At 64.7% G+C, this 23,488-nt stretch carries 31 protein-coding genes, 1 tRNA gene and 1 pseudogene; 16 read left to right on the top strand and 17 right to left on the bottom strand.

Going from position 1 to position 23,488, the window contains the following annotated elements; all coding sequences use genetic code 11:
- Window positions 1–9: 9 nt before the first annotated feature.
- From thrC to R6U53_RS13755, 3 genes are all read left to right on the top strand, one after another.
- A complete protein-coding gene (gene thrC / locus R6U53_RS13765; protein WP_410322945.1) occupies window positions 10–1,275 on the top strand; it encodes a threonine synthase in 1,266 nt (421 codons plus the stop codon).
- Window positions 1,276–1,382: 107 nt separating this feature from the next.
- Window positions 1,383–1,781, top strand: coding sequence for a hypothetical protein (locus tag R6U53_RS13760; protein ID WP_410322944.1), 399 nt, complete (start codon window positions 1,383–1,385; stop codon window positions 1,779–1,781).
- 47 nt (window positions 1,782–1,828) lie between these two features.
- Window positions 1,829–2,311, top strand: coding sequence for a DUF2062 domain-containing protein (locus R6U53_RS13755; protein WP_410322943.1), 483 nt, complete (start codon window positions 1,829–1,831; stop codon window positions 2,309–2,311).
- Between the two features lie 116 nt (window positions 2,312–2,427).
- On the opposite strand, the gene R6U53_RS13750 is transcribed toward R6U53_RS13755, so the two are convergent.
- Entirely contained in the window at window positions 2,428–2,643 is a 216-nt protein-coding gene (locus tag R6U53_RS13750; protein WP_410322942.1) for a hypothetical protein, read from the bottom strand.
- Window positions 2,644–2,740: 97 nt separating this feature from the next.
- Between R6U53_RS13750 and R6U53_RS13745 the strand changes: the two genes are divergently transcribed.
- Both R6U53_RS13745 and R6U53_RS13740 read left to right on the top strand, forming a co-directional pair.
- Window positions 2,741–4,183, top strand: coding sequence for an MATE family efflux transporter (locus tag R6U53_RS13745; RefSeq protein ID WP_410322941.1), 1,443 nt, complete (start codon window positions 2,741–2,743; stop codon window positions 4,181–4,183).
- A 59-nt stretch (window positions 4,184–4,242) separates the two neighbouring features.
- Window positions 4,243–5,103, top strand: coding sequence for a hypothetical protein (locus tag R6U53_RS13740; RefSeq protein WP_410322940.1), 861 nt, complete (start codon window positions 4,243–4,245; stop codon window positions 5,101–5,103).
- Here the strand turns inward: R6U53_RS13740 and R6U53_RS13735 are convergent.
- Window positions 5,100–5,285 carry a hypothetical protein gene (locus tag R6U53_RS13735; RefSeq protein ID WP_410322939.1) on the bottom strand — a complete coding sequence of 62 codons (186 nt, stop codon included), beginning with the start codon at window positions 5,283–5,285 and terminating at the stop codon, window positions 5,100–5,102. The two genes, R6U53_RS13740 and R6U53_RS13735, sit on opposite strands and share 4 nt — an antisense overlap.
- 118 nt (window positions 5,286–5,403) lie before the next feature.
- Here R6U53_RS13735 and R6U53_RS13730 point away from each other — a divergent pair, with 118 nt between their 5' ends.
- Window positions 5,404–6,618: a CynX/NimT family MFS transporter gene (locus R6U53_RS13730; protein ID WP_410322938.1), complete on the top strand. Its 1,215-nt coding sequence runs from the start codon at window positions 5,404–5,406 to the stop codon at window positions 6,616–6,618.
- Window positions 6,619–6,748: 130 nt separating this feature from the next.
- Here R6U53_RS13730 and R6U53_RS13725 read toward each other — a convergent pair whose 3' ends face one another.
- The 7 genes from R6U53_RS13725 to R6U53_RS13695 form a co-directional block, all read right to left on the bottom strand.
- Window positions 6,749–7,729, bottom strand: a complete 981-nt coding sequence (locus R6U53_RS13725; protein WP_410322937.1) for an RNA-guided endonuclease InsQ/TnpB family protein — start codon at window positions 7,727–7,729, stop codon at window positions 6,749–6,751.
- Between the two features lie 469 nt (window positions 7,730–8,198).
- The gene (locus R6U53_RS13720; protein WP_410322936.1) at window positions 8,199–8,897 is read right to left on the bottom strand and encodes an adenosylcobinamide amidohydrolase; all 699 of its coding nucleotides are present in this window, start codon (window positions 8,895–8,897) and stop codon (window positions 8,199–8,201) included.
- Window positions 8,897–9,910, bottom strand: coding sequence for a threonine-phosphate decarboxylase CobD (gene cobD, locus R6U53_RS13715; RefSeq protein ID WP_410322935.1), 1,014 nt, complete (start codon window positions 9,908–9,910; stop codon window positions 8,897–8,899). The genes R6U53_RS13720 and cobD overlap by 1 nt, the downstream gene beginning before the upstream one ends.
- Window positions 9,900–10,475: an NTP transferase domain-containing protein gene (locus tag R6U53_RS13710; RefSeq protein ID WP_410322954.1), complete on the bottom strand. Its 576-nt coding sequence runs from the start codon at window positions 10,473–10,475 to the stop codon at window positions 9,900–9,902. Before R6U53_RS13710 ends, cobD begins: the two co-directional genes overlap by 11 nt.
- A complete protein-coding gene (gene cobS / locus R6U53_RS13705) occupies window positions 10,475–11,227 on the bottom strand; it encodes an adenosylcobinamide-GDP ribazoletransferase (RefSeq protein WP_410322934.1) in 753 nt (250 codons plus the stop codon). Before cobS ends, R6U53_RS13710 begins: the two co-directional genes overlap by 1 nt.
- Window positions 11,218–12,141 (bottom strand): adenosylcobinamide-phosphate synthase CbiB, encoded by a 924-nt coding sequence (gene cbiB / locus R6U53_RS13700; protein WP_410322933.1) that lies wholly within the window; start codon window positions 12,139–12,141, stop codon window positions 11,218–11,220. Before cbiB ends, cobS begins: the two co-directional genes overlap by 10 nt.
- Window positions 12,138–12,758 (bottom strand): HAD family hydrolase, encoded by a 621-nt coding sequence (locus R6U53_RS13695; RefSeq protein ID WP_410322932.1) that lies wholly within the window; start codon window positions 12,756–12,758, stop codon window positions 12,138–12,140. Before R6U53_RS13695 ends, cbiB begins: the two co-directional genes overlap by 4 nt.
- Before the next feature lie 253 nt (window positions 12,759–13,011).
- Here R6U53_RS13695 and R6U53_RS13690 point away from each other — a divergent pair, with 253 nt between their 5' ends.
- The gene (locus R6U53_RS13690) at window positions 13,012–13,254 is read left to right on the top strand and encodes a DUF2892 domain-containing protein (RefSeq protein WP_410322931.1); all 243 of its coding nucleotides are present in this window, start codon (window positions 13,012–13,014) and stop codon (window positions 13,252–13,254) included.
- Between the two features lie 135 nt (window positions 13,255–13,389).
- Here the strand turns inward: R6U53_RS13690 and R6U53_RS13685 are convergent, their stop codons facing one another.
- A complete protein-coding gene (locus R6U53_RS13685; RefSeq protein ID WP_410322930.1) occupies window positions 13,390–15,120 on the bottom strand; it encodes a radical SAM protein in 1,731 nt (576 codons plus the stop codon).
- A gap of 218 nt (window positions 15,121–15,338) precedes the next feature.
- The gene (locus R6U53_RS13680; protein ID WP_410322929.1) at window positions 15,339–15,536 is read right to left on the bottom strand and encodes a hypothetical protein; all 198 of its coding nucleotides are present in this window, start codon (window positions 15,534–15,536) and stop codon (window positions 15,339–15,341) included.
- Between the two features lie 152 nt (window positions 15,537–15,688).
- Here R6U53_RS13680 and R6U53_RS13675 point away from each other — a divergent pair, with 152 nt between their 5' ends.
- The gene (locus tag R6U53_RS13675) at window positions 15,689–15,847 is read left to right on the top strand and encodes a hypothetical protein (protein WP_410322928.1); all 159 of its coding nucleotides are present in this window, start codon (window positions 15,689–15,691) and stop codon (window positions 15,845–15,847) included.
- Complete coding sequence (locus R6U53_RS13670; protein WP_410322927.1) at window positions 15,844–16,332, top strand: Hsp20/alpha crystallin family protein; 489 nt, start codon at window positions 15,844–15,846, stop codon at window positions 16,330–16,332. Before R6U53_RS13675 ends, R6U53_RS13670 begins: the two co-directional genes overlap by 4 nt.
- Before the next feature lie 17 nt (window positions 16,333–16,349).
- On the opposite strand, the gene R6U53_RS13665 is transcribed toward R6U53_RS13670, so the two are convergent.
- Entirely contained in the window at window positions 16,350–16,619 is a 270-nt protein-coding gene (locus tag R6U53_RS13665; RefSeq protein ID WP_410322926.1) for an HAH_0734 family protein, read from the bottom strand.
- Window positions 16,620–16,728: 109 nt separating this feature from the next.
- On the opposite strand from R6U53_RS13665, the gene R6U53_RS13660 reads away from it, so the two are divergent.
- The 7 genes from R6U53_RS13660 to R6U53_RS13630 all read left to right on the top strand — a co-directional run bounded on the left by R6U53_RS13660 (window position 16,729) and on the right by R6U53_RS13630 (window position 20,436).
- Complete coding sequence (locus R6U53_RS13660) at window positions 16,729–17,010, top strand: 50S ribosomal protein L44e (protein ID WP_410322925.1); 282 nt, start codon at window positions 16,729–16,731, stop codon at window positions 17,008–17,010.
- A gap of 2 nt (window positions 17,011–17,012) precedes the next feature.
- Entirely contained in the window at window positions 17,013–17,186 is a 174-nt protein-coding gene (locus R6U53_RS13655; RefSeq protein WP_410322924.1) for a 30S ribosomal protein S27e, read from the top strand.
- A gap of 58 nt (window positions 17,187–17,244) precedes the next feature.
- On the top strand, window positions 17,245–18,045 hold the full coding sequence (locus tag R6U53_RS13650) for a translation initiation factor IF-2 subunit alpha (RefSeq protein WP_410322923.1): 801 nt from the start codon (window positions 17,245–17,247) through the stop codon (window positions 18,043–18,045).
- 4 nt (window positions 18,046–18,049) lie between these two features.
- Window positions 18,050–18,232, top strand: coding sequence for an RNA-protein complex protein Nop10 (locus R6U53_RS13645; protein WP_410322922.1), 183 nt, complete (start codon window positions 18,050–18,052; stop codon window positions 18,230–18,232).
- Between the two features lie 66 nt (window positions 18,233–18,298).
- The gene (locus tag R6U53_RS13640) at window positions 18,299–19,048 is read left to right on the top strand and encodes a proteasome assembly chaperone family protein (protein ID WP_410322921.1); all 750 of its coding nucleotides are present in this window, start codon (window positions 18,299–18,301) and stop codon (window positions 19,046–19,048) included.
- Window positions 19,045–19,266, top strand: coding sequence for a hypothetical protein (locus tag R6U53_RS13635; RefSeq protein WP_410322920.1), 222 nt, complete (start codon window positions 19,045–19,047; stop codon window positions 19,264–19,266). Before R6U53_RS13640 ends, R6U53_RS13635 begins: the two co-directional genes overlap by 4 nt.
- A 333-nt stretch (window positions 19,267–19,599) precedes the next feature.
- The gene (locus tag R6U53_RS13630) at window positions 19,600–20,436 is read left to right on the top strand and encodes a 2,3,4,5-tetrahydropyridine-2,6-dicarboxylate N-succinyltransferase (protein ID WP_410322919.1); all 837 of its coding nucleotides are present in this window, start codon (window positions 19,600–19,602) and stop codon (window positions 20,434–20,436) included.
- Window positions 20,437–20,770: 334 nt separating this feature from the next.
- Here R6U53_RS13630 and R6U53_RS13625 read toward each other — a convergent pair.
- The 5 genes and pseudogenes from R6U53_RS13625 to R6U53_RS13605 all read right to left on the bottom strand — a co-directional run.
- Window positions 20,771–20,843: transfer RNA gene (locus tag R6U53_RS13625), tRNA-Gln, on the bottom strand.
- Window positions 20,844–20,894: 51 nt separating this feature from the next.
- Window positions 20,895–21,332, bottom strand: a complete 438-nt coding sequence (locus R6U53_RS13620; protein WP_410322918.1) for a metal-dependent transcriptional regulator — start codon at window positions 21,330–21,332, stop codon at window positions 20,895–20,897.
- On the bottom strand, window positions 21,329–21,814 hold the full coding sequence (locus tag R6U53_RS13615) for a ferritin-like domain-containing protein (RefSeq protein WP_410322917.1): 486 nt from the start codon (window positions 21,812–21,814) through the stop codon (window positions 21,329–21,331). The genes R6U53_RS13620 and R6U53_RS13615 overlap by 4 nt, the downstream gene beginning before the upstream one ends.
- 122 nt (window positions 21,815–21,936) lie before the next feature.
- Window positions 21,937–23,154, bottom strand: coding sequence for a Fe-S cluster assembly protein SufD (gene sufD / locus R6U53_RS13610; RefSeq protein ID WP_410322916.1), 1,218 nt, complete (start codon window positions 23,152–23,154; stop codon window positions 21,937–21,939).
- Window position 23,155: 1 nt separating this feature from the next.
- A pseudogene (locus R6U53_RS13605) lies at window positions 23,156–23,380 on the bottom strand (SufD family Fe-S cluster assembly protein); the annotation flags it as partial.
- Window positions 23,381–23,488: the final 108 nt, after the last annotated feature.

The raw sequence follows: 23,488 nt of genomic DNA, 5'->3' as shown, positions 1-23,488 counted from the left end.
CGGTACACAATGGCAGACCTCGAACTTCCCGAGACCCCTGACGCACCCGAAGTGGCCGACGATGGCGTTTGGCTGCACTGCATCGAGTGCGGACACGAACATCCGCCGTTCGACGACATCATCTACACCTGCTCGAACTGTGGTGGGCTCCTCGAGGTACGGTACGATCGCTACCCGACGTTCGAGGAGTTCGATGGCCGCGGCGTCTGGCGGTACAACGTGGCGTTGCCCTTCGAGGCGGGCGTCACGCTTCCCGAGGGGGACACGCCGCTTCACCGGGTTCCGCGGCTTCGCGAGGAGATCGGCGTTCGGAACCTCCGGGTCAAACACGAGGGGATGAACCCGACCGGCTCGTTCAAGGACCGCGGGATGACCGTCGGCGTTAGGGTCGCCCAGGAACTCGGCGTCGACCGGCTGGCGTGCGCGTCGACCGGGAACACCTCAGCTGCCCTGGCCGCCTACGGCGCGCGAGCGGGGCTTCAGACGCTCGTGTTGTTGCCCGCAGGGAAAGTGGCCGCGGGCAAGATCGCGCAGGCGAGCCTCCACGGGGCGCGGATCCTCGAAGTCGACGGCAACTTCGACGCGTGTCTCGACATCGTCCAGGACCTCGCGGATCGAGGGGAGGCGTATCTCCTCAACTCGCTGAACCCGTTCCGATTGGAGGGTCAAAAGACGATCGGCCTAGAGATACTCGAGGCGTTCCGAGTCGATCACGGCCGGTTCCCGGACCGGATCGTCCTCCCCGTTGGCAACGCCGGCAACACCGCCGCGCTGTACAAGAGCTTCCGAGAGCTGGTCGCGGGCGGCGATCTCGACGAGGACGACGTGCCGAAACTGACCGGCGTACAGGCCGAGGGCGCCGCACCGATGGTCGAAGCCATCGAGGAGGGCCTCGAAGACACGCGCCGCTGGGAGAACGTCGAGACGATCGCGACCGCGATCCGGATCGGCAATCCGGTGAACGCGCCGAAGGCGCTCCCGGGCATTCGTGAGACCGGCGGCACGGCGGTCGCCGTCTCCGATTCGGAGATCACGGCCGCCCAACGCGACCTCGCCGAGGAGGGTGTCGGTGTCGAGCCGGCATCGGCGGCTTCGATCGCCGGCCTCAGAAAACTCCGCGAGGAGGGCACCGTCGGTGCCGACGAGGACGTCGTCTGTCTTACCACCGGTCACCTGCTCAAAGACCCCGACGCGGCCGCCGCGGCCGGCAGCGATCCTGAATCGGTGGCGAACAGTACCGAAGCGGTCCTCCGACATCTCACCGGTGACGAATAGCGACGACGCGTTCGAAAAGTCCGCAGACCGTCGCGTCTCGTTCGTCCGGCTCAGTGGCACCGTCGGCCATCACAACGCACTTCGCGTTCGATCCCGCACGAGCGAACGTGAGATCGACTCGTCGAGGCGTCTGTACGCTCGCTCTCGTGGCGATTACTGGCTGCGTATCCGACCCCGGATCGAGCTGTCGCGGAGCGACCGTTCGGCTCTCGTTAGACCCGACACCGCCCGCCGAGTCGCCCCTGACGCTGGATCCGGAGTCGCTGTCGGCGGAGGCCGTCGTCGTCGTCGAAACCGCGATAGCGGACGAACACGTCGAGCGGTGCGTCTCGTGGGCTCCCTCGGCGAACGAAACCGGCCCCTCGGAGGGGCTCGCGGACCTCGGCGATCGGATCGAAGCCCACACTGACACGGATCTGGTGACGACGGACGGAGCCGTCAAAACCGACGTACGGTTCCGAGACGAGGACTATACGCTCACGTTGGTCTCCGAATCCAGCGAGTAACTTCGTTCTCGATAGATTCTTTCCCTCGGGGGTGGTACAGTAACACAATGAGTCGACTCCGAGCGTACGTTCGCTCGATCCGGGAGGAACTCAAACACGAGATAGAGGCGTCTCTGGACGGGGAATACACCCCAAAACAGGTGGCCGGCAGTTTCGCGTTGGGCGTCTTCATCACGTCGCTCCCGACGCTCGGGACGGGGTTTTTGCTGTTCATCGTCATCGCGTACGTCTTTTCGAACGTTTCGAAGCTCGCGCTTTTTTCGTCGGTGATCGTGTTGAATCCGCCGGTAAAGTGGGGCGTCTACGGATCGAGCTTCTGGCTCGGCTCGCTGCTCCTCGGCCCTGTGGGTGGCGTGAGTCGCTCGGATATCTCGTTGTCGGCTGCGCCGGAGGTCGTCGTCCGGCTCCTCCTCGGGAACTTCATTCTCGCGGTGGTGTTCACCGCGGTCGGGTACGTCGTTGCCTATCGACTGACAGCGGCCTACCGGCGGCGAAACGGCGAGAGCGGCATCATCGATGGGGTGATGTAGCGCCTTCGAGGAGTATCGGGATCTCAGTGAAGAACGGAGGTACGCCGCCGGCGGAAGGCTTCGGACGCCCCGCCCGGCGGCGATACGTTCTATCAGCTATCAGTACGTGAGAACGACTACAGTTCCGCGTCGGTGTAGATGCCGACGAGCATCGCGGCGAGCGCGACCGCACCGATCGCGAGCAACGCGAGCCCAACGTATCCGAGGCTCTGCGTCAGCGTGTCGGGGTTCGCGCCCGTCTCGGCGAGCACGACGGCGACACCCCACACGAGGACGGCGGCGAGGAGGCCCGCTGCACCCGTCTTTCCGTACGTCGAAGTATTCTCTGACATGTCGTGGCGGCGCTACGCACTGGGGGTACGTGATTATTGCGTCTCGGAGCGGACGGAAAGCGTTTTGGCCGGGTGACCGGTCAGATATCGATACGACGTGCCCTCCATACCGAATCCGATCCGTATAGGGATCCTCGCGATCGGTCTCGCGCTCGCACGAGCGGGACTCGTTAGCGAAGACCGCGCGAGGCGAACTACCGATCTCGCGTGGCCACGGATCGTCACGGGTATCGCCCGGATGTCGAAGAACGCGGTCGACGTGGCGATGGTCGGTATCGCGGTGGGCTCGGCGGCCATCGCCGGAGTCGGGATCGCAGGGCCGTTTTGGGGGCTCGCCTTCGCCGTCGGCGGGGGGGTCGCGGGAGGAACGATCGCCCTCGTCAGTCAACGGTACGGAGCAGGTGCGTACGGCGATCTCGGATTGGCGGTACGATCGAGTGTCCTCCTCGTCGTCGTGGCATCGGTCCCGATCACGGCAGGGTTTTCGCGGTTCGGTCCGGAGCTCATCGGATTGTTGAGCAGTGACCCGGAGGTGATCGCTGCCGGCGGTACGTACCTCCGAGTGGTCGCGTTCGGGATTCCCTTCGCGGGACTCAACCTCGTCGCGAGCCGAACGCTCGTCGGGTGCGACGACGCGTACACTGCGATGGTGCTTCGCGCCGGCGGTGCGGCGCTAAACGTCGCGTTGAACGCCGTGTTGATATTCGGTCTCGAAATGGGAGTCGTCGGGGCCGCGCTCGGGACCGTCCTCTCGAACGTGGGCGTGACCGCCGCATTCGCCGTCGGCCTCACCGCCGGTCGGTTCCCCGGTGCCGGCGCGTTTCCGGTCACCATCGATCCGACCGGGCCGTACGTGGAGCCAGGAACTGTGACGGACCTCGTCACCATCGGCCTGCCGATCATGGGCCGGAATCTCGTCTGGACCGTCGCGGAGTTCCCGATGTTCGCGATCCTCGATCTCTTCGGCCGTGACGTCGTCTCGGCGTTCGTCATCGCGCGCCGAATCTGGGGACTGATGAACACGCCGGGATGGGGGTTCGGTCTCGCATCGTCGAGTCTCGTGGGGCAAGAACTCGGTGTGGGATCGGAGACGACCGCCGAGGCCTACGGCCGCGAGATCATCCGGTTTTCGGTCGCGGTGTACGCCGTTTCGGCGGCGCTCGTATTCGCGTTCGCCGATCCGATCGTGACGCTGTTCGTCGACGATCCGAGCGCACCTGCGGTACCGATCGCGATAGATCTCGTTCGGGTCGCCTGCCTCGCGATCGTGTTTCAGGGCGTCTCCGGCGGATCGTCCGGGCCGCTGAACGCGGCTGGAGACACCCGCTGGCCGTTCATGAGCCAGGCTATCGGCGCGTTCGGCGCGTCGATCCCGCTGGTCTACCTCGGCGCGACCACGCCGTTGGGGATCTACGGACTGTACCTCGCATTTTTCGCCGAGACCTCGATCCCGGCAGCGCTGAACTATTATCGGTTCCGGACCGGGATTTGGAAGCGCGTCAGTCGAGGGTACCGACCCGAACCGGCAGTTAGCGAGTAACCCTCTCACGGACGGATAGAGCCACAACCGTCATACTATCCGATAGCCATGCTGTGACCATGACGACCGACGAGGAGCTTCGACTCGCCGTCGACGCGCTCGGGGAGTCGATACTCGTCGTCGGGCACGGTTCGATCGGTCAGATCGCGGCGACCCGAATCGCCGACAGCGATTGGCCGGCGGTGGACGCGGCCGGGACGCCGGATGCGGCCATCACTGCGGTCGACGGCTCCTCGCTCGCGACGACGGAAGCGTCAGCCGGACGTCTCGATCCGGCCGACGTACCGATCCGTTTCGCCGTGGTGACGGTGCCGAACCATCCGATAGCGGGCGAGCGGGCCGCACTCGACGCGCTCGCCGAGCGCGTCGATGCGGTGATCGTGGCCTCGGGGGAAGGCGCCGAAGATCTGGCTGCAGCCGTCGGAACGCTCGTTTCGACCGTCCGCGAACCCGGCGTCGTCAATATCGATCTCGCGGACGCCGAAACGGTGTTTCGCTCCGTTCGGATGGGCGCCCTCTGTGCCGGTGAGGACCGGGAGGGCGATCCGGCGATGGCGGTGAAAAACGCCTTCGGTACGCTGGCGACCGGGATCGAAACCGATCCGGTGGGCGGCGTTCTCGTCGACCTGGTCGGCCCACCCGGAATGTCGGTCACGGACGTCAGCGAGGCGGTTTCGACGGTCCGCACACACGTCGGACCGAACGCGCACGTCATCTGGGGCGGATCGATCGACGAATCGATGACGGATGGAATCCGCGCCAGGCTCGTCCTCGCCGGGGTGAAAAACGGCCGGGTCGCACCCGATGACCGCTGTCCACGGTGCGGGGCGTCGCTGTCGACGTACACATTCGGCGATCGGACGATACCGTCGTGTGATTCGTGTGGATTCGCCGGGGTATCGGTCCGATTGCGGGACTAGGGACGCCGATCCGTCGGCGAACCATCGCGCCGATGAGAGAGCCGTTCGGCGACGATCGACGGCACCGGCGTCCGACAGTACGCACAGTACCACGAGCGGCCCGTGGTGGTCGGCTCGCGGTGGAGGTCGTCGACGGAACCGAGCGGGGCCCCACAGCCGTCGCAAGTGTAGGGGACAGCCATACCGACGCTTCGATCCGAAACGACACAAGCCCGTCGGCGCGAACCATGACCCGGCGGCGTCGATCGGTGGAGTCGGCGATAGCAGACCATATACCGCGAGGGGATGAACGCCGAGACGATGGGACGTCGACCGACGAAGATCGAAAACGCTGCCCTGCTTTCGGTGGGCGGGATCGGATACGGCGCGCTGTTGTTCGTGTGGTTTTCACTGCCTGCGTATCTCGGGCCGATCATCGATGCGATGGGACTGAGCGGGACGCAGGCGGGCGTCTTGGCGGGCGCGATCCCGCTCACCTACATCCCGCTGGGGCTGTTGAGCGGGCTCGTCATCGATCGCGTCGGCGCGCGCGTCGGGATCGGTGTGGGCGTCGCGCTCGCGGGGCTCGGACAGCTCGGACGGGCGAGCGCACCCGACTTTCCGAGCATGCTCGCGTTCACGCTGTTGATGGGCGTCGGCGCGACAGGCCTCACGTTTGGGCTGCCGAAGCTCGCCGCCGAACTGTATCCGACGGATCTCGTCGGCCGGGCGGCGTCAGTCTATCTCGTCGCCTCCTACGCGGGCAGCGCGAGCGCCTTCGCGCTGGGACGGCCGGTGCTCGGCCCCGCCCTCGGCGGTTGGCGACCGCTGTTTTTCGCGAGCGGGGCGGCGGCGATCGGCCTCGCCGGCGTCTGGGCGCTGCTCGCGTGGTCGATTCCGGCCGGCAACCACGAATCCGATGACGATGGGGGGAGCTTTAGGCTCGCGTCGCTCACGGATGACGTGCGGGCCGTGTTCGCCCACCGCGATCTCCGGCTGTTGGTCGTGCTCGGCACGATGTACCTGTTCATCAATCACGGTCTGCAGGGATGGCTCGTCACGTTGTTCGAGACTCGCGGCGTCGATCCAAGCCTCGCGGGCGGCGTGACCTCCGTTCTCGTCGCCGGACAGGTGGTCGGGGTGCTCGCCATCCCGGCGATCGCCGAACGAGTTGACCGCCCCCGAGAGGCGGTGATCGCCTGCGGCTGCATCGCCGGCGTCGGCGTCGCTGGACTCTTCTTTGAGCCGTCGGTGGCCTTGTTACTCGCGGCCCCGGTCGCGCTCGTCGGTCTCGGTATGGGCGGACTCGCACCGCTGATTCGGGCGATCCCCGTCGAACTCGACGGGATCGGGCCCGCGCTGACCGGCACCGCGGTCGGCCTCGTCTTCGCTGTCGGAGAGATCGGCGGCTTTCTCGGCCCGGTGGTCATCGGGGCGCTTCGTGACGCGACCGGCTCGTTCACACCTGGGTTGGCGCTGGTTCTGGCCGCGACACTCGTCGCGGCCGGGGCCGGTGCTGCGATGAGCGAACTGTAAACTACCCGATCCTACTCCCTCGGCGCTGACGTGCCTCGGTCCTTGAGGGTGGGGCCACTGGCAGAGCATGGCTCTGCCAAGGCCTTGAAAGGTTTCGCCTTTCAGTGGCTTTGATGTAGACTCCCGGCAATCAGTCCCCAGTAATAGGCCGGTGACTCTTGCCGTTCAACGTCCCACCATGTATACGCACGTCTACTGGTGCGTCTCCGCTCCCCGAAGTGGGCGAGGAACGGAGTTTGTGGGTTCGCTTTCGAGCGTATCGTAGCCCGATGTTCTTCGCGGCGTTGTAATCCGCGTTGACCTTGTACCCGCACTTCTGGCACTCGAAGTGCTCTCCGTGGCGTTTGTCGTCATGCGTGAACCCACAGTCCGTCCGAGAACAGCGTTGGGACATGTGGTTCGGCTCGACTTGCTCCACGGAGACACCGCGTTCCAGGGCCTTGTAGGAGACATACTCGAACAGGCGTCGGAACGCCCAGACGTGGTGCCAATTCGCCTGCGGAAGCCGCTCTCGAATGTCGGTCAAGCCCTCGAACACGATAACGTCGCAGTCGTGTTCGACGGCTTCCGTGACAAGTTCGTTGGCGACGGTGTGGATGTACTGTTTCCGCCGTGCTTCTTCCCGTTTCCCGAGGCGAAGCAAGGCGTTGTGCGCGGCTTGGGTGCCGCGCTGTTGCATCTCTCCACGTCGCTTCTCGAACTCGCTGCACCAGTGGTCGTAGTCGTCGCCTTGCCAGAACGTGCCGATCGAGGAGACGGCGAGACTGTTGACGCCGAGGTCGATACCGAGGACCGTTTGGTCGGGGTGCCCGGTATCTTCCGAACCCTCTGCGTCGTCGTCCCCAGAACGCTTCTGGTGTGTGGACGAGACGTGTTGTGTCTCGTCACCGCCGCCAGTCCGCCGAGTCGAGATACTGAGATAGAACTCGTCGGTGGCCGCGTCGTACCGAAGCGTACTCTCACGGAACTCGTAGTCCTCGGAGAGGACGTACCGCTCATAGGGCGTCGGGCTGTCTGCCGGGAGAACGAACGAGGGGTCGACCCGCCCCTCAACAGTCGCCAGCGACACCTCGTTGCGGTAGAAGGTCGCGCTCCGCGTGTCGTAATCCATCGTCTCGGCAGTGAACGTGGGACAAGAAACGCGCTGTGCTTTTTTCATCGTTCGATGACGCCTTTGGCAGCTTCGACGGCGCGGCGTATCGCGGCTTGGACGAGTTGTGCCTGTAACTCCGTCTGTTCTCGGAGTTCGGAGTAGAGTGCGTCGCGGGCCTGTCGCTTGTTAGTCTTGCACTCGGTGTATGAGGTTTCGGATCAACAGTAGTCGGCAGTCCGGTTCGCGCAGTACAGGTATCGTTCGGCGGTTCGGTGGGGTGCGTCGCGTTGCTCGTCAGAAACGGCGAGTTTCACGACGGCGGTTCGACGCACGTCCATACTTCAGAGAGTAGCTTACGGTAGTTATACGCTCGGGAGTCGGTTGGTCGCAGTCTGTCGGTTATGGCGTACCATGTCGGTTTCGTCCCCGACCTATTCGAGGTCGGAGGCTCCACCCCGAATTTGCTGAGCCGTAGTTCACGCCGCGTTCACGGCTCGAAGACGGTCGCAGACCCCGAGGTCACGGTTCCGTACGGCGACTCGTCGATCGCGGGAGCGTCCTCCCCCTCGTATCGGGCGTTCAAAGCGGCCACGACGGCGTCCCGTACACAAACGCGCGCGGCGTTGCCGATCTCGGTCGAGCTCCCCGCGAACGCCGCACCGTCCGTCCGGTCCGGAGAGCCGACGACAACCGCGTCGCTCGTCGTCCCCGTACAGCCAGCGAACTCGAGGAGCGTCGCCGTCTTCGCCTCGACGACCGTGGCGAGCATTCCCGCCAGGCCGCCGTCGGTCAGCGGTTCGGCCGATCCAAGGAGGACGTTGACCGTCCCCGGCTCGAAACCCGAATCCGCCTTCGTGGGGGTGGCCGACCCCTGATCATCGGACGCCTCTAGGGGGAGCACCGCGGGATTCGACAGCCCCGCCGTGGCGACGGCCTCGATCGGACCGTACCGTGCGCCGCGGGCGTTCGTCTGGTGAACGCCCGTCAGAAGCGTCGGTCCGATCGGACTCGATCCGAGCCGTTCGGCCGCGTACACCGCGAGATCGGTTCGATCGAACCCCTCCTCGACGGTCAGGTTGTGGGCGGCGGCGGCGGTGGCGTAGCCGCCGTCGAAGCCGTTCGAGAGCCACCGTGTGTCGGGGCGACCGATCGTTAGCCGATCGTCGGTCCGCTCGTAGGCGAACATCAGCGCACCTCGTCGAGCACCGAAAGGAGTCGGTCGGTCACGCCGCGGGTCCGGACCGCGATGCGAACGTGGCTATCGAGGCCCCGAAACGTCGTTGCGTCCCGGAGGACGACGCCCCGTTCGCGACACGCCGCGAGGAGTTCGTCTGGCGACTCGCCGACGTCGCAGAGCACGAACGGCGCGTCGGACGGAAACACGTCGAACCCGCGAGTTCCGAGCCCCTCTCGGAGGAACGCTCGCTCACGATCGACGCGACGCCGAGTCTCGTCGACAAACCCCGAGTCCGCCATCGCGTGTGCGCCCACCGCGGCGGCGGGCCCGCCGAGCGACCACGCCGGGCGCGCCGTCCGGAGGCGTTCACCGACGGTACCGTCGGCGACCGCGAACCCGGCTCGAAGCCCCGGCAGCCCGAACAGCTTGGTAAGCGAGCGGGCGACGACGACGGCCGGATGGCCGGCCAGCGAGGGCCGATCGGTGAATCCCAAGAACGCCTCGTCCGCCAGCAGCGTCGTTTCGGCCGTCTCGCAGCGGTCGGCGAACGCCCGGAGGTCCGCGGTCGGATAGCACTCGCCGGTCGGGTTGTTCGGCGTGCAGACGATCGCCACCGCGTAGTCGGCGGGGTCGCGGTCGAGGATTTCGTCGTGGGAGACGACGATCGACACCCCGCCGGCTAACTCGACTTCGCGGACGTACTCGCCGAAGGACGGGGCCGGGACGAGGACGCGATCACCCGGGGAAACAGTCACACCGATCGCAAGTCGGATCGCCGCGAGGCCGCCGGCCGTCGGGACGACGTTGGTCGGGTCACAGCCGACGTACTCGGCCGCCGCGTGTCGAAAATCCGGATAGGAATCGTTCGGGTACGAGCGTGCGTCCTCGAACGCCTCGCGGTACACCCGCCGCGATCCGTCGGGCACGCGCGGGTTGATGTTCGCGCTCAAATCGAGCACGTCAGGGTCGTCGCTCGAGCCGTGCGGGACACGGGTTACGTCGTCGATGCTGTCAGGATCCATACTCGTCGACACCTCCGTCGAGTATTGGGACGAACGCCTCGGCGACTGCACCGTCCGATGGGCGATTGACGTTGATCGCGAGGCGGGCGTCGTAGCTAATTCGGATGGTCTCGCCGGCGGGCTCACCGACGACGTTCAATCCGGTCGGAGAGAGCTCTCGGCCACCGTGTTGGCGGGTCGTCTCGGCGCTAACGCCGAGGCGTCGTTTGAGCGCAGTGGGGACGCAGACGGTCAGCGCACCGCCGGTGTAAGCGTCGATCGTCCGGTCGATCGCCTCGCCGGTCAACAGCGGTAGGTCGGAGACGACCGTCAGAACAGGCGGGTCGACCCGTTCGAGCGCCGCTGAGAGATCCGCGACGTACCCGTCGCCCGAGGTCTCGATGACCGGAACCCGACCGTCGAGTCGTCGCGTCGTCTCGGGCGTTAACGGCGACGTAACGGCGTAGGCGGCCTCGATCCGACTCGCCTCGATCGCCCGGAGCACCCGGTCGATCATCGGCACGCCACCGACCTGAAAGAGCGGCTTCTCGCCGCGGTCGAGGCGCGTCCCCGCGCCGCCGCACATCACCAGAGCGTCCACGCGATCACCCCCACGTGGAGCGCGAGCACGCGAGCGAGTTCGTTGGTCGCGCCGAAGACGTCGCCGTTGACGCCGCCGATCGATCGGTTCGCCCACCGGATCAGCAGGATGGCGACGAGCGGCCCGACCGCGACGGCGGCGAGACCGGCGGGCAACGGCGCGAGAAACGCGGCCGGGAGCGCGACGATGATCGGGCCGAGCAGCAACTGCGAATCCGCGCTCTCGGTGAACGCAGAGCCGAGTCCCTCGTGGGCCGCGGTCCCGAGGCAGGCGACGGTCGCCATCCCGAGTTTCGCGCCGACCTCGGCGGCGACGACGAGGCCGACCGCGGCGGCCAGCGGGAGCGTCGAAAGCGTAAGTCCCGCGAGGACGAGTCCGGAAACGACGAGGACGACCGCGACGATCGCGCCCACACCAGTCTCCGTGTCTTTCAGCGCCTGTATCGTCTCCTCGGCACCGTGTGCGGCCATCGCGTCGCCCAGGTCCGCGGCGCCGTCGAGGTGTGGAATACCGACGAGGGCGACGAGAACCGCGAGATACGCGAAGGCTGCCGTCGGTGTGGGGAAGCCGAGCACAAACGGGAGCGCCGCGAGCGCGCCGACGAGATACGCGACAATCGGAAACGCCGCTGGAAACGCCCGAAAGCGCTCCCAGTCGTCCGCACCGGACGCGATCGGAAGTCGGGTGAGAAACGCGATCGCACCGCGGATCCCACCGGCGACCGTGTTCAGAGCCATCTGATCACCCCGGCTGCGACGGCACAGCCGTACGCCGCCGTCGAAGCGCGGCGAATCGCCGCGAGCGCGTCGTAGCCGTCAGCAACCGTTGGATAGTCCGATACGTGGTTGAGGACGTACACGCCCGGCTTTTCCAATCGGACGTTCAGCGCGGCCGCGAGCGTGCCCATGGGCCATCCGGCGTTCGGGGAGGGCGTTTCGGGCGCGTACCGCCGCGCGCGGAGAGGGGCGTCCGGATCGCCGGCCGCGAGTCCGACGAACAGCGCCGAGAGACGGGCCGGAACGAACATGACCAGATCGTCGAGGCGAGCGCTCCCCCAGCCGAACGGCCCCGGATATCCCAGCATCGAGTCCATGGTGTTCGCGCCCTTGACGAACGCCGCGCCGGCGGCGGCGGCAGGGATCGAGACGAACGAGAGGGCGACAAACGCCGAGAGCGGCGCGAGGAGGCCGTCAGAGAAGTTCTCCGCGAGGCTCTCGATGGCGGCGCTCCGCAGGAGTTCCGGCGTGAGTTCGTCGGGGTCGCGGCCGGCGAGCGCGGGGAGCGCTCCGCGTGCGGCGGCGGGATCGTCCGCACTCAGATCGATGACGCGATGAGCGCTCTCGAGGAGCAATCGAACGCTTGAGGAGATCCACAGGACGACCCCCGCGACGAGCGCGCCCGCGATGGGGACCATCGCCGTCTCCGCTAGTCGCACGATCCCGTAGGCGACGAGGGCACACCCGACCGGGACCGCGAGCGCGTAAACGGCTCCGGTGAGTTTCGGAGCGCCGAAGCGCTTCGGCTCTAACCACTCGATCACGCGTCCGAGAAGCGCCACCGGGTGCGCATCGGCCGGTGGTTCGCCGACCGCGGTTTCGAGCCCGGCAGCGAAGACGACGGCGACGACGAGCGCGAGTCCGGGATCGATCACGGGCCGGACTCCAGGTATTCGGGGAGCGACGAAAGCGGCGTCTCGGCGACGTCGACGAACTCGCCACCCACAGTCTCGATACCGCCGTCGGTTTCGGGATCGTCGCCGACGTGGACGATCGAGTCCGTCTCGACGCCGAGTTGTGCACCGACGTGCTCGAACGTTATCGCGTCGGGTTTTCGCCAGCCGCAGCCGACGCTGGTGACGACGGCGTCAAAGGAGCCGCGAAGCCGCGCGCGGACGAGCGTCCGGCCGACGAGTTCGGGGACGCTGCAGTTCGAACAGAGGGCGACCGGGCCGCGATCGGCCGCGGCGTCGATCGCCGCGCGAGCGCCCTCCCGTCGCTCCACCTCGGGGTCGAACGCGGCGACGACCGCCCGACGAGCCGCGTTGTTCGGGGCGTCGACGCCGCGCGAGGACAGCGCCGCGGCGACGTGGGCCGGAAGCGGGACCTCCGCGCCGGCCGGCGCCTCGATGTGGACCTCCCGGTAGGCGTCACCGAAATCGGACGGGACCGAGACGCCGCGGTCGCGCAGCTCCGCGGCGACCGCCGCCGCGGGGGAACCGGGCGTGTCGACCGAAACGAGCGTGTCGAAGAGATCGAAGGAAACTGCCACTACCCGTGCGTACCGATCGCTGGAACTTGAATCTCGCGGGAAGTCGTCGGGCGTGTCGTCGAGACGGTTATATACGCTCCGAGGGGTGTCTGGCCGACGAGCGAGAGCCGATCCACGAAGCGTCCGACTCCGAGGCGTATAGTTACATACTGATTCTGAGCCGTCCGACCTCGCCCGGGAAGTTATAAAAGAGTGAATAAACGGGGCGTGAGATTATGCCGATGGAGGACAAAGTTCGTCCGGAGGGAGATCAATGGAAAAAAACGTCGGTGGATATGATAGAATCGGGCGGTTCGTGATCGGGGCGATACTCCTCGTCGTGGGGATCACCGGCTACGCCGGTGCGATACCCGTCGCCGTCGGCCCCGCGCCGCAGGCACTGACGTCGATTATCCTCGTGGTGATCGGCGCAGTCCTGCTCGTCACCGGGTACACACAGCGGTGTGTGATCAACCGGGTGCTCGGCATGAACACCAACAAGCGCGGGAGCCAGTGAGACTGTCGGCGCAATCCGAGGCGGCCCGGAACATCGGCCTTCTTTTTTGCGGGGAGAGAGCGCACAGCCGTAGCGGCGGGAAAACACGATCGCGATACATATTTCGTAACCACGTATCAATACACGTCCACCGAATCAGTCCGCACCCTCGGGGACGGACACCGTACAAAACCGCGAGAGGTCGAGGTCGTCGGCCGCCTCGGCGGCGCGCTCGTAGGGGCGACCGACGACGATGTTGCCGGCGCGCTGTTTACCGACGCCGGGGAGCATCCGGAGTTCGTCCATCGAGGCGGCGTTGATGTCGAGGGGATATGGAACCCCGGAGACGGACCGGAAGCCGTGGTCGGTGACCGCCACATCGATAGTCCGGCCGAGTTCGCGTTCGCCGGGAAGCCCGACCAACAGCGCGTACGTGCCCAACTGGCGGCCGAACGTCTTGCCGCCTTGGTGGTATTCGAGGTAGACGTTCGGGAGGACGGTCCCCGGCGGCGCGACCCGCTGGAGCAGCGGGTTGTCGATCTCCTCGCGGACCTCTCGTTTGTACCGCTTGAACAGTTTCTTGTGATCGTGGGCGATGTCGGCTCCGGTCTCAGCCATCTCAGTCCCCTCGAAGGCCATTACCTGTCGGATGTTGATCCGGCGGACCATCAGCCCCTCCTCGTAGACGTCCCGGAGGAACTGTTTGTTGTGTTCGAAGGTCTCCTCGCGCTCGCCAGCGAGACCATGGACGAGGTTGATCCCTGGCAGCAGTTTCGGGAGGCGGTCGGCGTTCGGGTCGAGCGAGGGACCGTACGCGTGCTCGCCGTCGGCCGCCTCGCCGGGACGCCAGCCGCCCTCCTCGTTGACGACCCGGACCGCTTCGAGACACTCGTCGGCGGTCACGAGCAAGTTGTTCTTCTCTTGGACGACCGGATCGGCCGATTCCAGCCCGAAGGCGGCGGTGTCACCTGGCGTGTTGTGCTCGGCGATGATGCGGATTCCCTCGCGTGATCGTTCGGGATACTCCGTGATCGTCACCGGATTCATGTTGTCGAGGTGGAGCGTCCCGAGGTCCGACACTGCATCGCGGATGCCGCCGTAGAGCGCTTCGAGCGCGTCGGGATTGGGGGCTTCTCCGTCCCCGCCGTAGGCGAGTATGTCGGCCTGTCGGCCCAGTCGGAAGTGCCTCGCACCGTGATCGGAGAGTCGAGCTACCTCGCCGACGACCGATTCGGGCGTCCGGAAACTCGGATCGCCGTACATCGGTTCCGTACAGAACGAACAGCGGTACGGACACCCTCGCGAGGTTTCGAGTTCGCAGATGAGGTAGTCCGGGTGATCGGGATGTTGTTCGATGATGAACGCGCCCTTCGAGGCCCACCGATCCAGTTCGGCGTTGTCGCGGTAGCGGTTCTCGAAGCCCTCCAGTCCGCCGTGAACGAGATCGTAGACGGCGGCCTCGATGTCGGCCATCGCGAGGAAGTCGTAATCGAGGTTCTGGCGTTTCGTTTCCGTCGCGCCTTCGTTCGCCTCGCCGACGCCGAACCGGACCGGTCCACCCATCACGCTCGTCCCCTCGGCGACCCAGGCGAGTTTTTTGACTTCGTCGGGTTCGGCGGGCGTGCCGCCGACGTATTTGCCGGGGACCGTCATGCCGCCGACGTAGACGAGCAGGTCGGCGTCGGCGACGTCGCGCCACCTGACGCGGTCCTCGCGAAGCCCGTCGATCGTATGGTACGTGATCGACTCGACGGGGACGCCGGCATCGACGGCTGCGCCGGCCGCGAAGCGCGGATACGTCGAGATGTACGGCGGGACGCCGAAGTGTGCCGGCTCGTCGACGTAGCCGTCGACGATCGTGACGTCGAGATCCGCCGGATCCTTCATACACGTGTGCAGGGTATCGACGGATAAAACGGATGCGGATGCGACGCGGAGACGACGCTTCACCGGTGCGGAACCGAGGTCAGCTGATGGACGATGGACGAACTGGCGGTGGATCGAATCGGAGTTTTCGGGGGGCACTCCCACTCGGACGAACGGGACCGTCTGCTCGGCGGGAAACGACGTCCGATGAAGGAATCGCGATCGGTGGAGGTCGCCGATCAGTGTGCGTTCGGACGGGTGGCGTCGAGATCGCTCGTTCGACCGAGCGTGAACGCGTAGATCACTGCGACGGCGGCGAGGGCGATGGCCCCGACGCCGGCAAACAGGATGTCACCGCGGGACAGGACGAATCCGAAGAACGCACCGATGAACAGTCCGAATCCGACGCCCCAAGCCAGTTCGAGTACTTTGACCATGGGCGATGGTTTCGGCGGTTATTTAATATAGATTTCGTCTCGGCCGACGCGCGGTGAGCACCCGAGAGTATCGCCCGCCCGGCTCACCCGATCTGGCATCGTGAAGCCACATCGCCGGGGAATTGATTAACGTCTCGCCCGTAGGGGTGCTCATGCCGAAAACGCTCGAAGTCGTCTGTACGCGAGACGAGTGCGATCTCGACATGGTCGAACTGCACTACCGGTACTCGATGCCGGACGGAACCGGCGTCGAATCGTTCACCTGCCCGTACTGCGGGGAGAGCAACGGGCTAGAGGAGCGACAGGTATGATCCGCGAGGTGGGGGCGTCGCTCGGACGAACCGTTCTCGACGGCGTCGGTCGGGTGATTAGCCGACTCCAAGAACACAGGTCGCTCTCGGCCGATCTGCTCGAGAGCGACGACGCCTATCTCGCCGTCTTCGACGCGCCTGGGGCCGAGGCGACGGACATCGCAGTCAGGTTCGAAGACGGGACGCTGTTCGTACACATCGATCGATTCCGGGAGTTCCACGACGGGTACGAGATCGTCTTTCCGGGGCGTGGACTCTCCCTCGACGGCTCCGTGGCTTTGTCTCCGGACGCGTCCGTTGACGCGGACCGCGCCGAAGCCACGGTAACACAAAACGGGACGCTCGAAGTGTTGATCCCCAAAAGGGACGTTGGCGACGAAACGGATGACGAGAATGGCGCGTCGATCCCGGCCGAAGACGAACGCGACGACGGAGGCGACGAAGCCTCGGAGCAGACGGGCAACGCGTCGAACGCGACGTCGTAAAACGGTTGGGGCCGCCCTCAGACGGTCGCTGGATCGCCTTTCGCTTGCTTGACCGTGATCTCCTCGGCGTCGACGGCTTCGGTATCGAGGCGCATCGGGATGTAATTCCGGCGTTCGAAATCCTCTTGTTCGTCGGCCGTGCCGATCGTACACCACAGTTGCACCTCCTCGGGGCCGTGCCACTCGCCCTGCCGTGAGATGCCGAAGCAGACGTACTCCTGGCCCTCGTGCTCGATGATGGCACCCTTTCGGATTCCGGGGTCCCCGTAGAGGATGAGATTCTTCATATCAGGGCGTTCGAACGAATTCGGGTTAAGCCCTTCGCACCCGCGACAGGGTACGTCGAAACAAAAACCAAACTCGTTTTAACCCACCGTCTACTACCGATCGGTACCTATGGAAATGCCACGCCGGTTTAATACGTACTGCCCGCACTGTCACACTCATCACGAACACGAGGTCGAGAAGGTTCGAACGGGACGGTCCTCGGGAACGAAGTGGGACGCCCGCCGAACCCGTCGCGGGAAGGCTGTCATCGGTAACGCGGGGCGCTTCTCGAAGGTTCCCGGTGGCGACAAGCCGACAAAAAAGACCGATCTAAAGTACCGCTGCGGCGAGTGCGGCAAAGCCCACCTCCGCGAGGGATGGCGCGCCGGTCGACTCACCTTCCAGGAGTGATCATGACGGGAGCATTCATCCGCGTCCGCTGTGACGACTGTGAGAACGAGCAGGTGCTGTTCGGAAAAGCGGCGAGTACCGTCAGCTGCGCCGTCTGCGGCTCGACGCTCGCGACCCCGACTGGCGGCGAGGCGACGCTCCACGGCGACGTCGTCGAGGTCGTCGAAGCGCGGTAAGGATCGGCCGGCGGGCGACAACGGTGCTTTTATTCTCATCAGATGGATACGTTGAGGTATGAAATACAGCGGCTGGCCCACGCCAGGTGAACTCGTCGTCGGACGCGTCGACGAGATAGAGGATTTCGGTGTCTTCGTCGATCTAGAGGAGTACGAGAACAAACGCGGACTGGTCCACGTCAGCGAGGTCGCCTCCGGCTGGATCAAGAACGTCCGCGATCACGTGAGCGTCGATCAGATGGTCGTCTGCAAGGTGATCGACGTCGACGAGAGCGCCCAACAGGTCGACCTCTCGATCAAGGACGTCAACGACCACCAACGCTCAGACAAGATCCAAGACTGGAAGAACGAGCAGAAGGCGGACAAGTGGATGGAGATCGCCTTCGGCGAGGAGATCGAAGACGACGACTTCCGCCGGATCGCCAACGAACTGATCGAGGACCACGGCTCGTTGTACGCGGGGTTCGAGCAGGCGGCGATCCACGGCCCCGAAGCGATCGAGGGGACGGATCTCGACGACGACGAGATCGACGCGGTCGTCGAGACAGCGCGCGAGAACGTCTCCGTCCCGTACGTTACGGTCACCGGCTACGTCGATCTCCGCTCGCCCGACACCGAAGGCGTCGAGGACGTCCGCGAGGCGCTCCAAGCCGCCGAGGGCAACGGAGAGATCCCAGAAGAGGTCGATCTCGAGGTGACGTACGTGGGTTCTCCGGAGTATCGAATCCGCGTCCAAGCGCCGAATTATAAGACCGCCGAGGACGAACTCGAGGCGAGCGCCGGACGCGCCCGCGAAACGATCGAAGCCGCGGGTGGGTCCGGGGAGTTCCACCGCGAGCGACGGACCGACGAGGAGTAGGCGGATGGTCAAATCCGATATCCGCGTCTGCTCGGCGTGGCGAGACGAGCACGATCGGCCGGTGTACACGCTGTCGGATCGCTGTCCAGAGTGCGGTTCGAACTCGGAAAACAGCGCGCCCGCCCCGTTCAATCCGAACGACCCCTATGGTGAATACCGGCGGCGAGCCCGCCGCCGGAACGCATAGCAGAGTACCGAGCATTCGAGGAACGTATCGCCGTGTTCTTATGTCGATGGGCGCCCAGTGAACGCTATGGACGAGTTCGATATCGACCAGCCGGCGGACCCCGAGTTAGAGGAGCCCGTACTGATCGAGGGACTGCCGGGCGTCGGCCACGTCGGAAAGCTCGCCGCTGAGCACTTACTCGAGGAGTTCGACGCCGAGTTGGTTCGGCGGATCCACTCGGAACATTTCCCGCCGCAGGTCACGATCGCGGAGGGACGAACGAGACTCGCCTGCGCCGAGGTGTACGCGATCCGGGATGCCGAACGGGATCTGCTCGTGTTGACCGGCGATCACCAGGCCGGCGACGGACCGGGCCACTACCGGCTCACCGAAACGATCCTCGACGTCGCGGGAGCCTTCGACGTGGAACGGCTCTACGCGCTCGGCGGCGTTCCAACCGGCGAACTGGTCGACGAACCCAGCGTCGTCGGTGCGGCGACGACGGACGGACTCATCGAGGACCTCGAGTCAGTCGGCGTCGAGTTCCGCGAGAACGAGCCCGCAGGTGGTATCGTCGGCGTTTCCGGACTCCTTCTCGGTCTCGGCGAACGGCGTGGCTTCGAAGCCGCCTGCCTCATGGGTGAGACGAGCGGCTATCTCGTGGATCCGAAGAGTGCAAGGGTCGTCCTCGAAGTCCTCGAATCGGCGATACCGTTCGAGATCGGCTATGACTCGCTCTCCGAACGCGCCGAGGAGATGGAGGAAGTCGTCAAGCGAATCCGACAGATGGAGCAGGGGTCGACACCGAGCGATGAGGATCTGAGGTACATCGGATGAGTCGCGTTCCGATCACCGACGCGGTCGTCGAACAGCTCAAAGACGTACTCGAAACGGATCTGCTCGACGACGAACACAATTACATGGGCGCGGGGTTCGCAGCGCAAGATCTCGGCCACGAGGAACTGGCACAGTTTATTTACGAGGCCGACGCGGCGACGTACTACGAGGCGCTCGAACGTGCGCGCGCACAGACCCAACCCGAATCGACCAGGTAGTACCTCGTAGACCCAAACGCCCGACTACCGATCCGCACCCGGTACGGAAAAAGCGACCATGTTTCCGCGAGGCTCGCTCTCCTCGAAGGTCAATTACCACGCCGTATTCGGGACTGTAGAGGGTGACACCGACGTATAGGTCGTCGAACTCGGCACCCAGCCTCACGTTGGTATATGTCATGTACAACGGTCGTACATTGGGTACTACCCACGTCACGAATCGGCGAACGATACCGTACAGCAGCGGTCGGTCCGATCGGATCTGACGGACGATACGGGCGACGGGGGACGATTCCAACAGAGCCAAGTTCTCCGTTTCCGTTCGACGATACAATGAGCGTACTCCGAGACGATATCGAACGCCTGCAGCGACGCGACGACGACGGCCTGAACGCCGACGAGGTGGGAACCGACGAACTCGATCTCCTCGATGACTTCCTCGACGCACTCGAGGCCGGAGAGATCCGCGCCGCGGAGAAACGCGACGGCGAGTGGACCGCGAACGGCTGGGTCAAGCAGGGAATCCTGTTGAACTTCGGACTCCGAGACATCGAGACGCACGTCCACGGTGGCGTCGAATACCACGACGTCCTCCCCCTTCGGACAACCTCTGATCTCCCCGACCGCGGCACCCGAAACACGCCGAACGGAACCGTCGTCCGCCGGGGCGCCTACGTCGGTGGCGACGCTATTTTGATGAGCCCCGCGTTCGTGAACATCGGCGCGTACGTCGGCGACGGCACGCTCGTGGACTCGTGTGACACCGTCGGTTCGGCCGCACAGATCGGCGACAACGTCAAACTGGGCGCGAACACGCTCATCGGCGGGGTGCTCGAACCGGTCGAGGCCGCGCCCGTCGTCGTCGAGGACGACGTGTCGCTCGGCGCGGGATGTCGAGTTACCTCCGGATTCGTCGTCGGTGAGGGGAGCATTGTCGGCGAGAACACGCTTCTCACGCCGCGGATCCCCGTCTACGATCTGGTCGACGAGGAGATCATCTACGGCGAACTCCCACCGGAACGGCGAGCGTTCAGCCGCTTCGTCGAATCGACCGTTAGCGATCACGACCTCTTCGACGGCGGCGCGTACAAGCCGGCCGTCGTCGCGACCGGCCTGGAAGAAGAGACGCTCGAAGCGACCGAGCGCGAGGCCGCGCTGCGCGATAACTGAGTCGGAGGGGTTATCGTAGCCAGCTGGAGGGGTCGACACCCGCTGTTCGGTTCGCCTATGTCTGATCCTTTGTGCGCGATCTGTGGACTCCCCGGATAATCCCCACGACCCATACGTTTCCACTCACGCGCAAACGGAGCGACATCCGCAGGTCCGTTTTCAGACGACCCGATCGGACCAAGTCGAACCGCGGAGATATTTTGCGCTCACGACGTGGTTCTTTTTGCGACGAGAGCCCCGTGCGGATTCGAACCTCAAAGACTCGAATCCTCTCGTCTTCTGCTTCGAATCCACTGGACGTATTTGCCGCTCGCGGTATTGCTCGCGGCAAAAATAGTCCCGGGCGGATTCGAACCGCCGTCAACGGCTCCAAAGGCCGCTATGATTGGCCACTACACCACGGGACTGCATCCGATGATACACCCCACCGGCACAATAGGCTTACTCTTTGTCGTCGTTCAGTCGGCGGGTTCGGAGTGGAGTTCGAGTTCCAACAGTTCGCAGGCATCCGTTTTCGCGTCGAAGCAGTCGGGGCAACAGTCCTTCCGGTCGATGATCGTGTCGAGACGTTCTGCGACCGTCTCGTCGATGACGCTTTCGAGCTGTCTGGCCTCGGTCTGAAAGTCCTCGACCTCGAGCACTTCCCAGAGGAATCGCTCGATGATGCAGTACGTCTGGAGGGCGTCGCGCGCCTGGGCGATCCCCTCGTCGGTCAACGAGACACCCTTGTACTTTTCATGCTCTGCCAGCCCGCGGCCTTCGAGTTTGCCGATCATCTCGTTCGCACTCGCCGGACTAACGCCCAGGTTGTCGGCGACCGAGCCCGTGGATGCCGGTCCGTCGGCTTCCTGTTGGACGAGGTAGATCGTCTTGAGGTACTGTGCCTGCGTGTTCATTCTCTTCGCTCCATGAGTTCGGTCACTTCTTCAACCCCTTCCCGTTCATCTTCGCGAATCTCCCGAAGGATGTTCAACAATCGTTCGCGATCGATCGTGAATTGCACCTCCGAGCCCTCGATGGCGCCGATCAGATCGTCGTAGAACTTGTACGCCGTCTCCTCGTTGCAGAGTTGATCGTACAACACGCCGTCGAAGTCCGTGTCCGACTCGTAGCGAGCCGCGACTAGCATCTCGATCTCCTCGTAGGCGACCGGCTCGACGTCGAGTTCGTCGACGAGCGATTCAAGCCGTCGTCGATGCTCGGCCGATTCGGTTGCGGCGCCTTCGAGCAGCTCGACGATCTCTGGATCCAACTCGTCGATGCCAAGCGTCTCGTGATGTTTGTGGGCACGGGCCTCGACGACCTCCTCGAGTACCATCCCGATCTGGAGGAGCCGTGCGAGTTGGTGATCCGACGCGACCGGATGAGTGAGGCTCACGTCGGAGATCCCTCCGGAACAGCCATATCGATCCGTCAGGGAGCCACGGGTATAAGCGTACCCGTCGACATTAGATACGGAAAGAGGCGTGATAGCGAGTCGAAAGCGATTACGTCGGTCGACTACTCTCGCGCCTGAAGTCGGTCTTGGATGCGACTCTTCAGGTCCTCACGTAGCTCTTCGACTTCGATCTCCTCGAAGATCGGCACGTAGAATCCCTCCACCAGCATGTTCCGTGCGATCCGCTCGTTGAGACCGCGCGAAGTCATGTAGAACATATCCGTCTCGGAGACCTGTCCGACCGTGGCGCTGTGGGACGCCTCTGTGTCGTGGTTGTTGATGATGAGCTTCGGCGACGCGTCAGCCTCGCTCTCGTCGGAGAGCATGAGGGTGTTCTCGCGCTGGTAGGAACTCGTGTTCCACGCGTCCCGCCCGACGTGCTGAACGCCCTCGTACACCGAGCGAGCCCGGTCGTCGATGACGCCGCGGGTGACGAGATCTGCCGTGGTGTGCTCGGCGTTGTGCCACACGCGAGCGTCGATGTCGAAGTGCTGGTCGTCGTGCCCGTAGAACGCGCCGATGATCTTCGACTCCGAGGAGTCGCCGTTGAGGTGGCTCTCGACGGAGGATTTCGTCAGACGGGAGCCGACGTTACACTCGATCCAGTTGACCGTCGCGTATGTCTCGAGATCGGCCTCTCGAAGCGAGTAGACGTACGTCGTCTCGTCGAGATCCTGGAGGTTCCCGAACTGGACGTAGCTGTTCTCGCCGGCGGCGATCTCGGTGATCCCGCTGTAGTAGCGGTCACCCTCTACCGGATCGCCCGACTCCTGTCGCTCCAGGATCGTCACGGACGACGATTCCTCGGCGACGACGAGCGTGTAGTTGAACAGCGATCGGGAGTTCATCGTCGTCCGGATCGTCACGTCCTCCGCGTCGACGTCCTCGGGGACGTAGACGACGGTACCGGTGGTAAACAGCGCCGTCGAAAGCGCCGTGAGGTAGTTCGTCTCCGGATCGACGACGCTCCCGAAGCGCTCTTCAATGAGGTCGCCGTGGGTGTCGAGCGCCTCACCGAAGGGGAGGACCTCGATACCGTCTGGACCGACCTGATCTTTCTCTTCGGCCGCTTCGAGCGGATCGACGAGGCTCTCGTAATCGAGCGCCTCGAGGTTCGTCCACTTTCGGCTGGGCGTTTGGATGATATCCGGGAACCCGAGCTCGTCGAGTGCCTCGAGCGCGTCGAGACGCGTTTCGAGGAGCCACTCCGGCTCGTCGAGTTCCTCGGAGATCTGTCTGACCATCGCCTCGTCGATAGATGCGTGTACCTGCGTGCTCATGTTATCCGAGCGAGCCCTCCATTTCAAGCTCGATGAGTCGGTTGAGTTCGACCGCGTACTCGATCGGCAGTTCCTCGGTGATCGGCTCGATGAAGCCGGCGACGATCATCTGCTTGGCGTCGTCGTCGTCCAGTCCGCGCGACTGGAGGTAGAAGATGTCCTCGTCGCCGATCTTGCCGACCGTCGCCTCGTGGGCGACGTCCACTTTCGACTCCTCTATCTCCATGTCAAAGCAGAGCATAAGATCATTTCCAATGCCAGCTGTACCACCAACTGCCTGGCGCCTATGGTGAAGGTGCTGCACGATGCATTTGGCATCAGGGAAGGGCTGATG

The sequence above is a fragment of the Natronomonas sp. genome, from assembly GCF_046483325.1.
Lineage (GTDB): Archaea > Halobacteriota > Halobacteria > Halobacteriales > Haloarculaceae > Natronomonas.
This window is presented reverse-complemented; position numbering and strand designations above follow the sequence as displayed.

Excerpts from the sequence above, each read along its gene's own strand:
- R6U53_RS13675 (WP_410322928.1), top strand. The coding sequence starts at position 15,689 with ATGCCGAAAACGCTCGAAGTCGTCTGTACGCGAGACGAGTGCGATCTC.
- R6U53_RS13620 (WP_410322918.1), bottom strand. The coding sequence starts at position 21,332 with ATGAACACGCAGGCACAGTACCTCAAGACGATCTACCTCGTCCAACAG.
- R6U53_RS13755 (WP_410322943.1), top strand. The coding sequence starts at position 1,829 with ATGAGTCGACTCCGAGCGTACGTTCGCTCGATCCGGGAGGAACTCAAA.
- R6U53_RS13730 (WP_410322938.1), top strand. The coding sequence starts at position 5,404 with ATGGGACGTCGACCGACGAAGATCGAAAACGCTGCCCTGCTTTCGGTG.
- R6U53_RS13690 (WP_410322931.1), top strand. The coding sequence starts at position 13,012 with ATGGAAAAAAACGTCGGTGGATATGATAGAATCGGGCGGTTCGTGATC.
- R6U53_RS13740 (WP_410322940.1), top strand. The coding sequence starts at position 4,243 with ATGACGACCGACGAGGAGCTTCGACTCGCCGTCGACGCGCTCGGGGAG.
- R6U53_RS13750 (WP_410322942.1), bottom strand. The coding sequence starts at position 2,643 with ATGTCAGAGAATACTTCGACGTACGGAAAGACGGGTGCAGCGGGCCTC.
- R6U53_RS13630 (WP_410322919.1), top strand. The coding sequence starts at position 19,600 with ATGAGCGTACTCCGAGACGATATCGAACGCCTGCAGCGACGCGACGAC.
- R6U53_RS13635 (WP_410322920.1), top strand. The coding sequence starts at position 19,045 with ATGAGTCGCGTTCCGATCACCGACGCGGTCGTCGAACAGCTCAAAGAC.
- R6U53_RS13655 (WP_410322924.1), top strand. The coding sequence starts at position 17,013 with ATGACGGGAGCATTCATCCGCGTCCGCTGTGACGACTGTGAGAACGAG.
- R6U53_RS13645 (WP_410322922.1), top strand. The coding sequence starts at position 18,050 with ATGGTCAAATCCGATATCCGCGTCTGCTCGGCGTGGCGAGACGAGCAC.
- R6U53_RS13665 (WP_410322926.1), bottom strand. The coding sequence starts at position 16,619 with ATGAAGAATCTCATCCTCTACGGGGACCCCGGAATCCGAAAGGGTGCC.
- R6U53_RS13720 (WP_410322936.1), bottom strand. The coding sequence starts at position 8,897 with ATGTTCGCCTACGAGCGGACCGACGATCGGCTAACGATCGGTCGCCCC.
- R6U53_RS13650 (WP_410322923.1), top strand. The coding sequence starts at position 17,245 with ATGAAATACAGCGGCTGGCCCACGCCAGGTGAACTCGTCGTCGGACGC.
- sufD (WP_410322916.1), bottom strand. The coding sequence starts at position 23,154 with ATGAGCACGCAGGTACACGCATCTATCGACGAGGCGATGGTCAGACAG.
- R6U53_RS13640 (WP_410322921.1), top strand. The coding sequence starts at position 18,299 with ATGGACGAGTTCGATATCGACCAGCCGGCGGACCCCGAGTTAGAGGAG.
- cobD (WP_410322935.1), bottom strand. The coding sequence starts at position 9,910 with ATGGATCCTGACAGCATCGACGACGTAACCCGTGTCCCGCACGGCTCG.
- cobS (WP_410322934.1), bottom strand. The coding sequence starts at position 11,227 with ATGGCTCTGAACACGGTCGCCGGTGGGATCCGCGGTGCGATCGCGTTT.
- R6U53_RS13725 (WP_410322937.1), bottom strand. The coding sequence starts at position 7,729 with ATGGATTACGACACGCGGAGCGCGACCTTCTACCGCAACGAGGTGTCG.
- thrC (WP_410322945.1), top strand. The coding sequence starts at position 10 with ATGGCAGACCTCGAACTTCCCGAGACCCCTGACGCACCCGAAGTGGCC.
- R6U53_RS13670 (WP_410322927.1), top strand. The coding sequence starts at position 15,844 with ATGATCCGCGAGGTGGGGGCGTCGCTCGGACGAACCGTTCTCGACGGC.
- R6U53_RS13680 (WP_410322929.1), bottom strand. The coding sequence starts at position 15,536 with ATGGTCAAAGTACTCGAACTGGCTTGGGGCGTCGGATTCGGACTGTTC.
- R6U53_RS13660 (WP_410322925.1), top strand. The coding sequence starts at position 16,729 with ATGGAAATGCCACGCCGGTTTAATACGTACTGCCCGCACTGTCACACT.
- R6U53_RS13735 (WP_410322939.1), bottom strand. The coding sequence starts at position 5,285 with ATGGCTGTCCCCTACACTTGCGACGGCTGTGGGGCCCCGCTCGGTTCC.
- R6U53_RS13685 (WP_410322930.1), bottom strand. The coding sequence starts at position 15,120 with ATGAAGGATCCGGCGGATCTCGACGTCACGATCGTCGACGGCTACGTC.
- R6U53_RS13710 (WP_410322954.1), bottom strand. The coding sequence starts at position 10,475 with ATGTGCGGCGGCGCGGGGACGCGCCTCGACCGCGGCGAGAAGCCGCTC.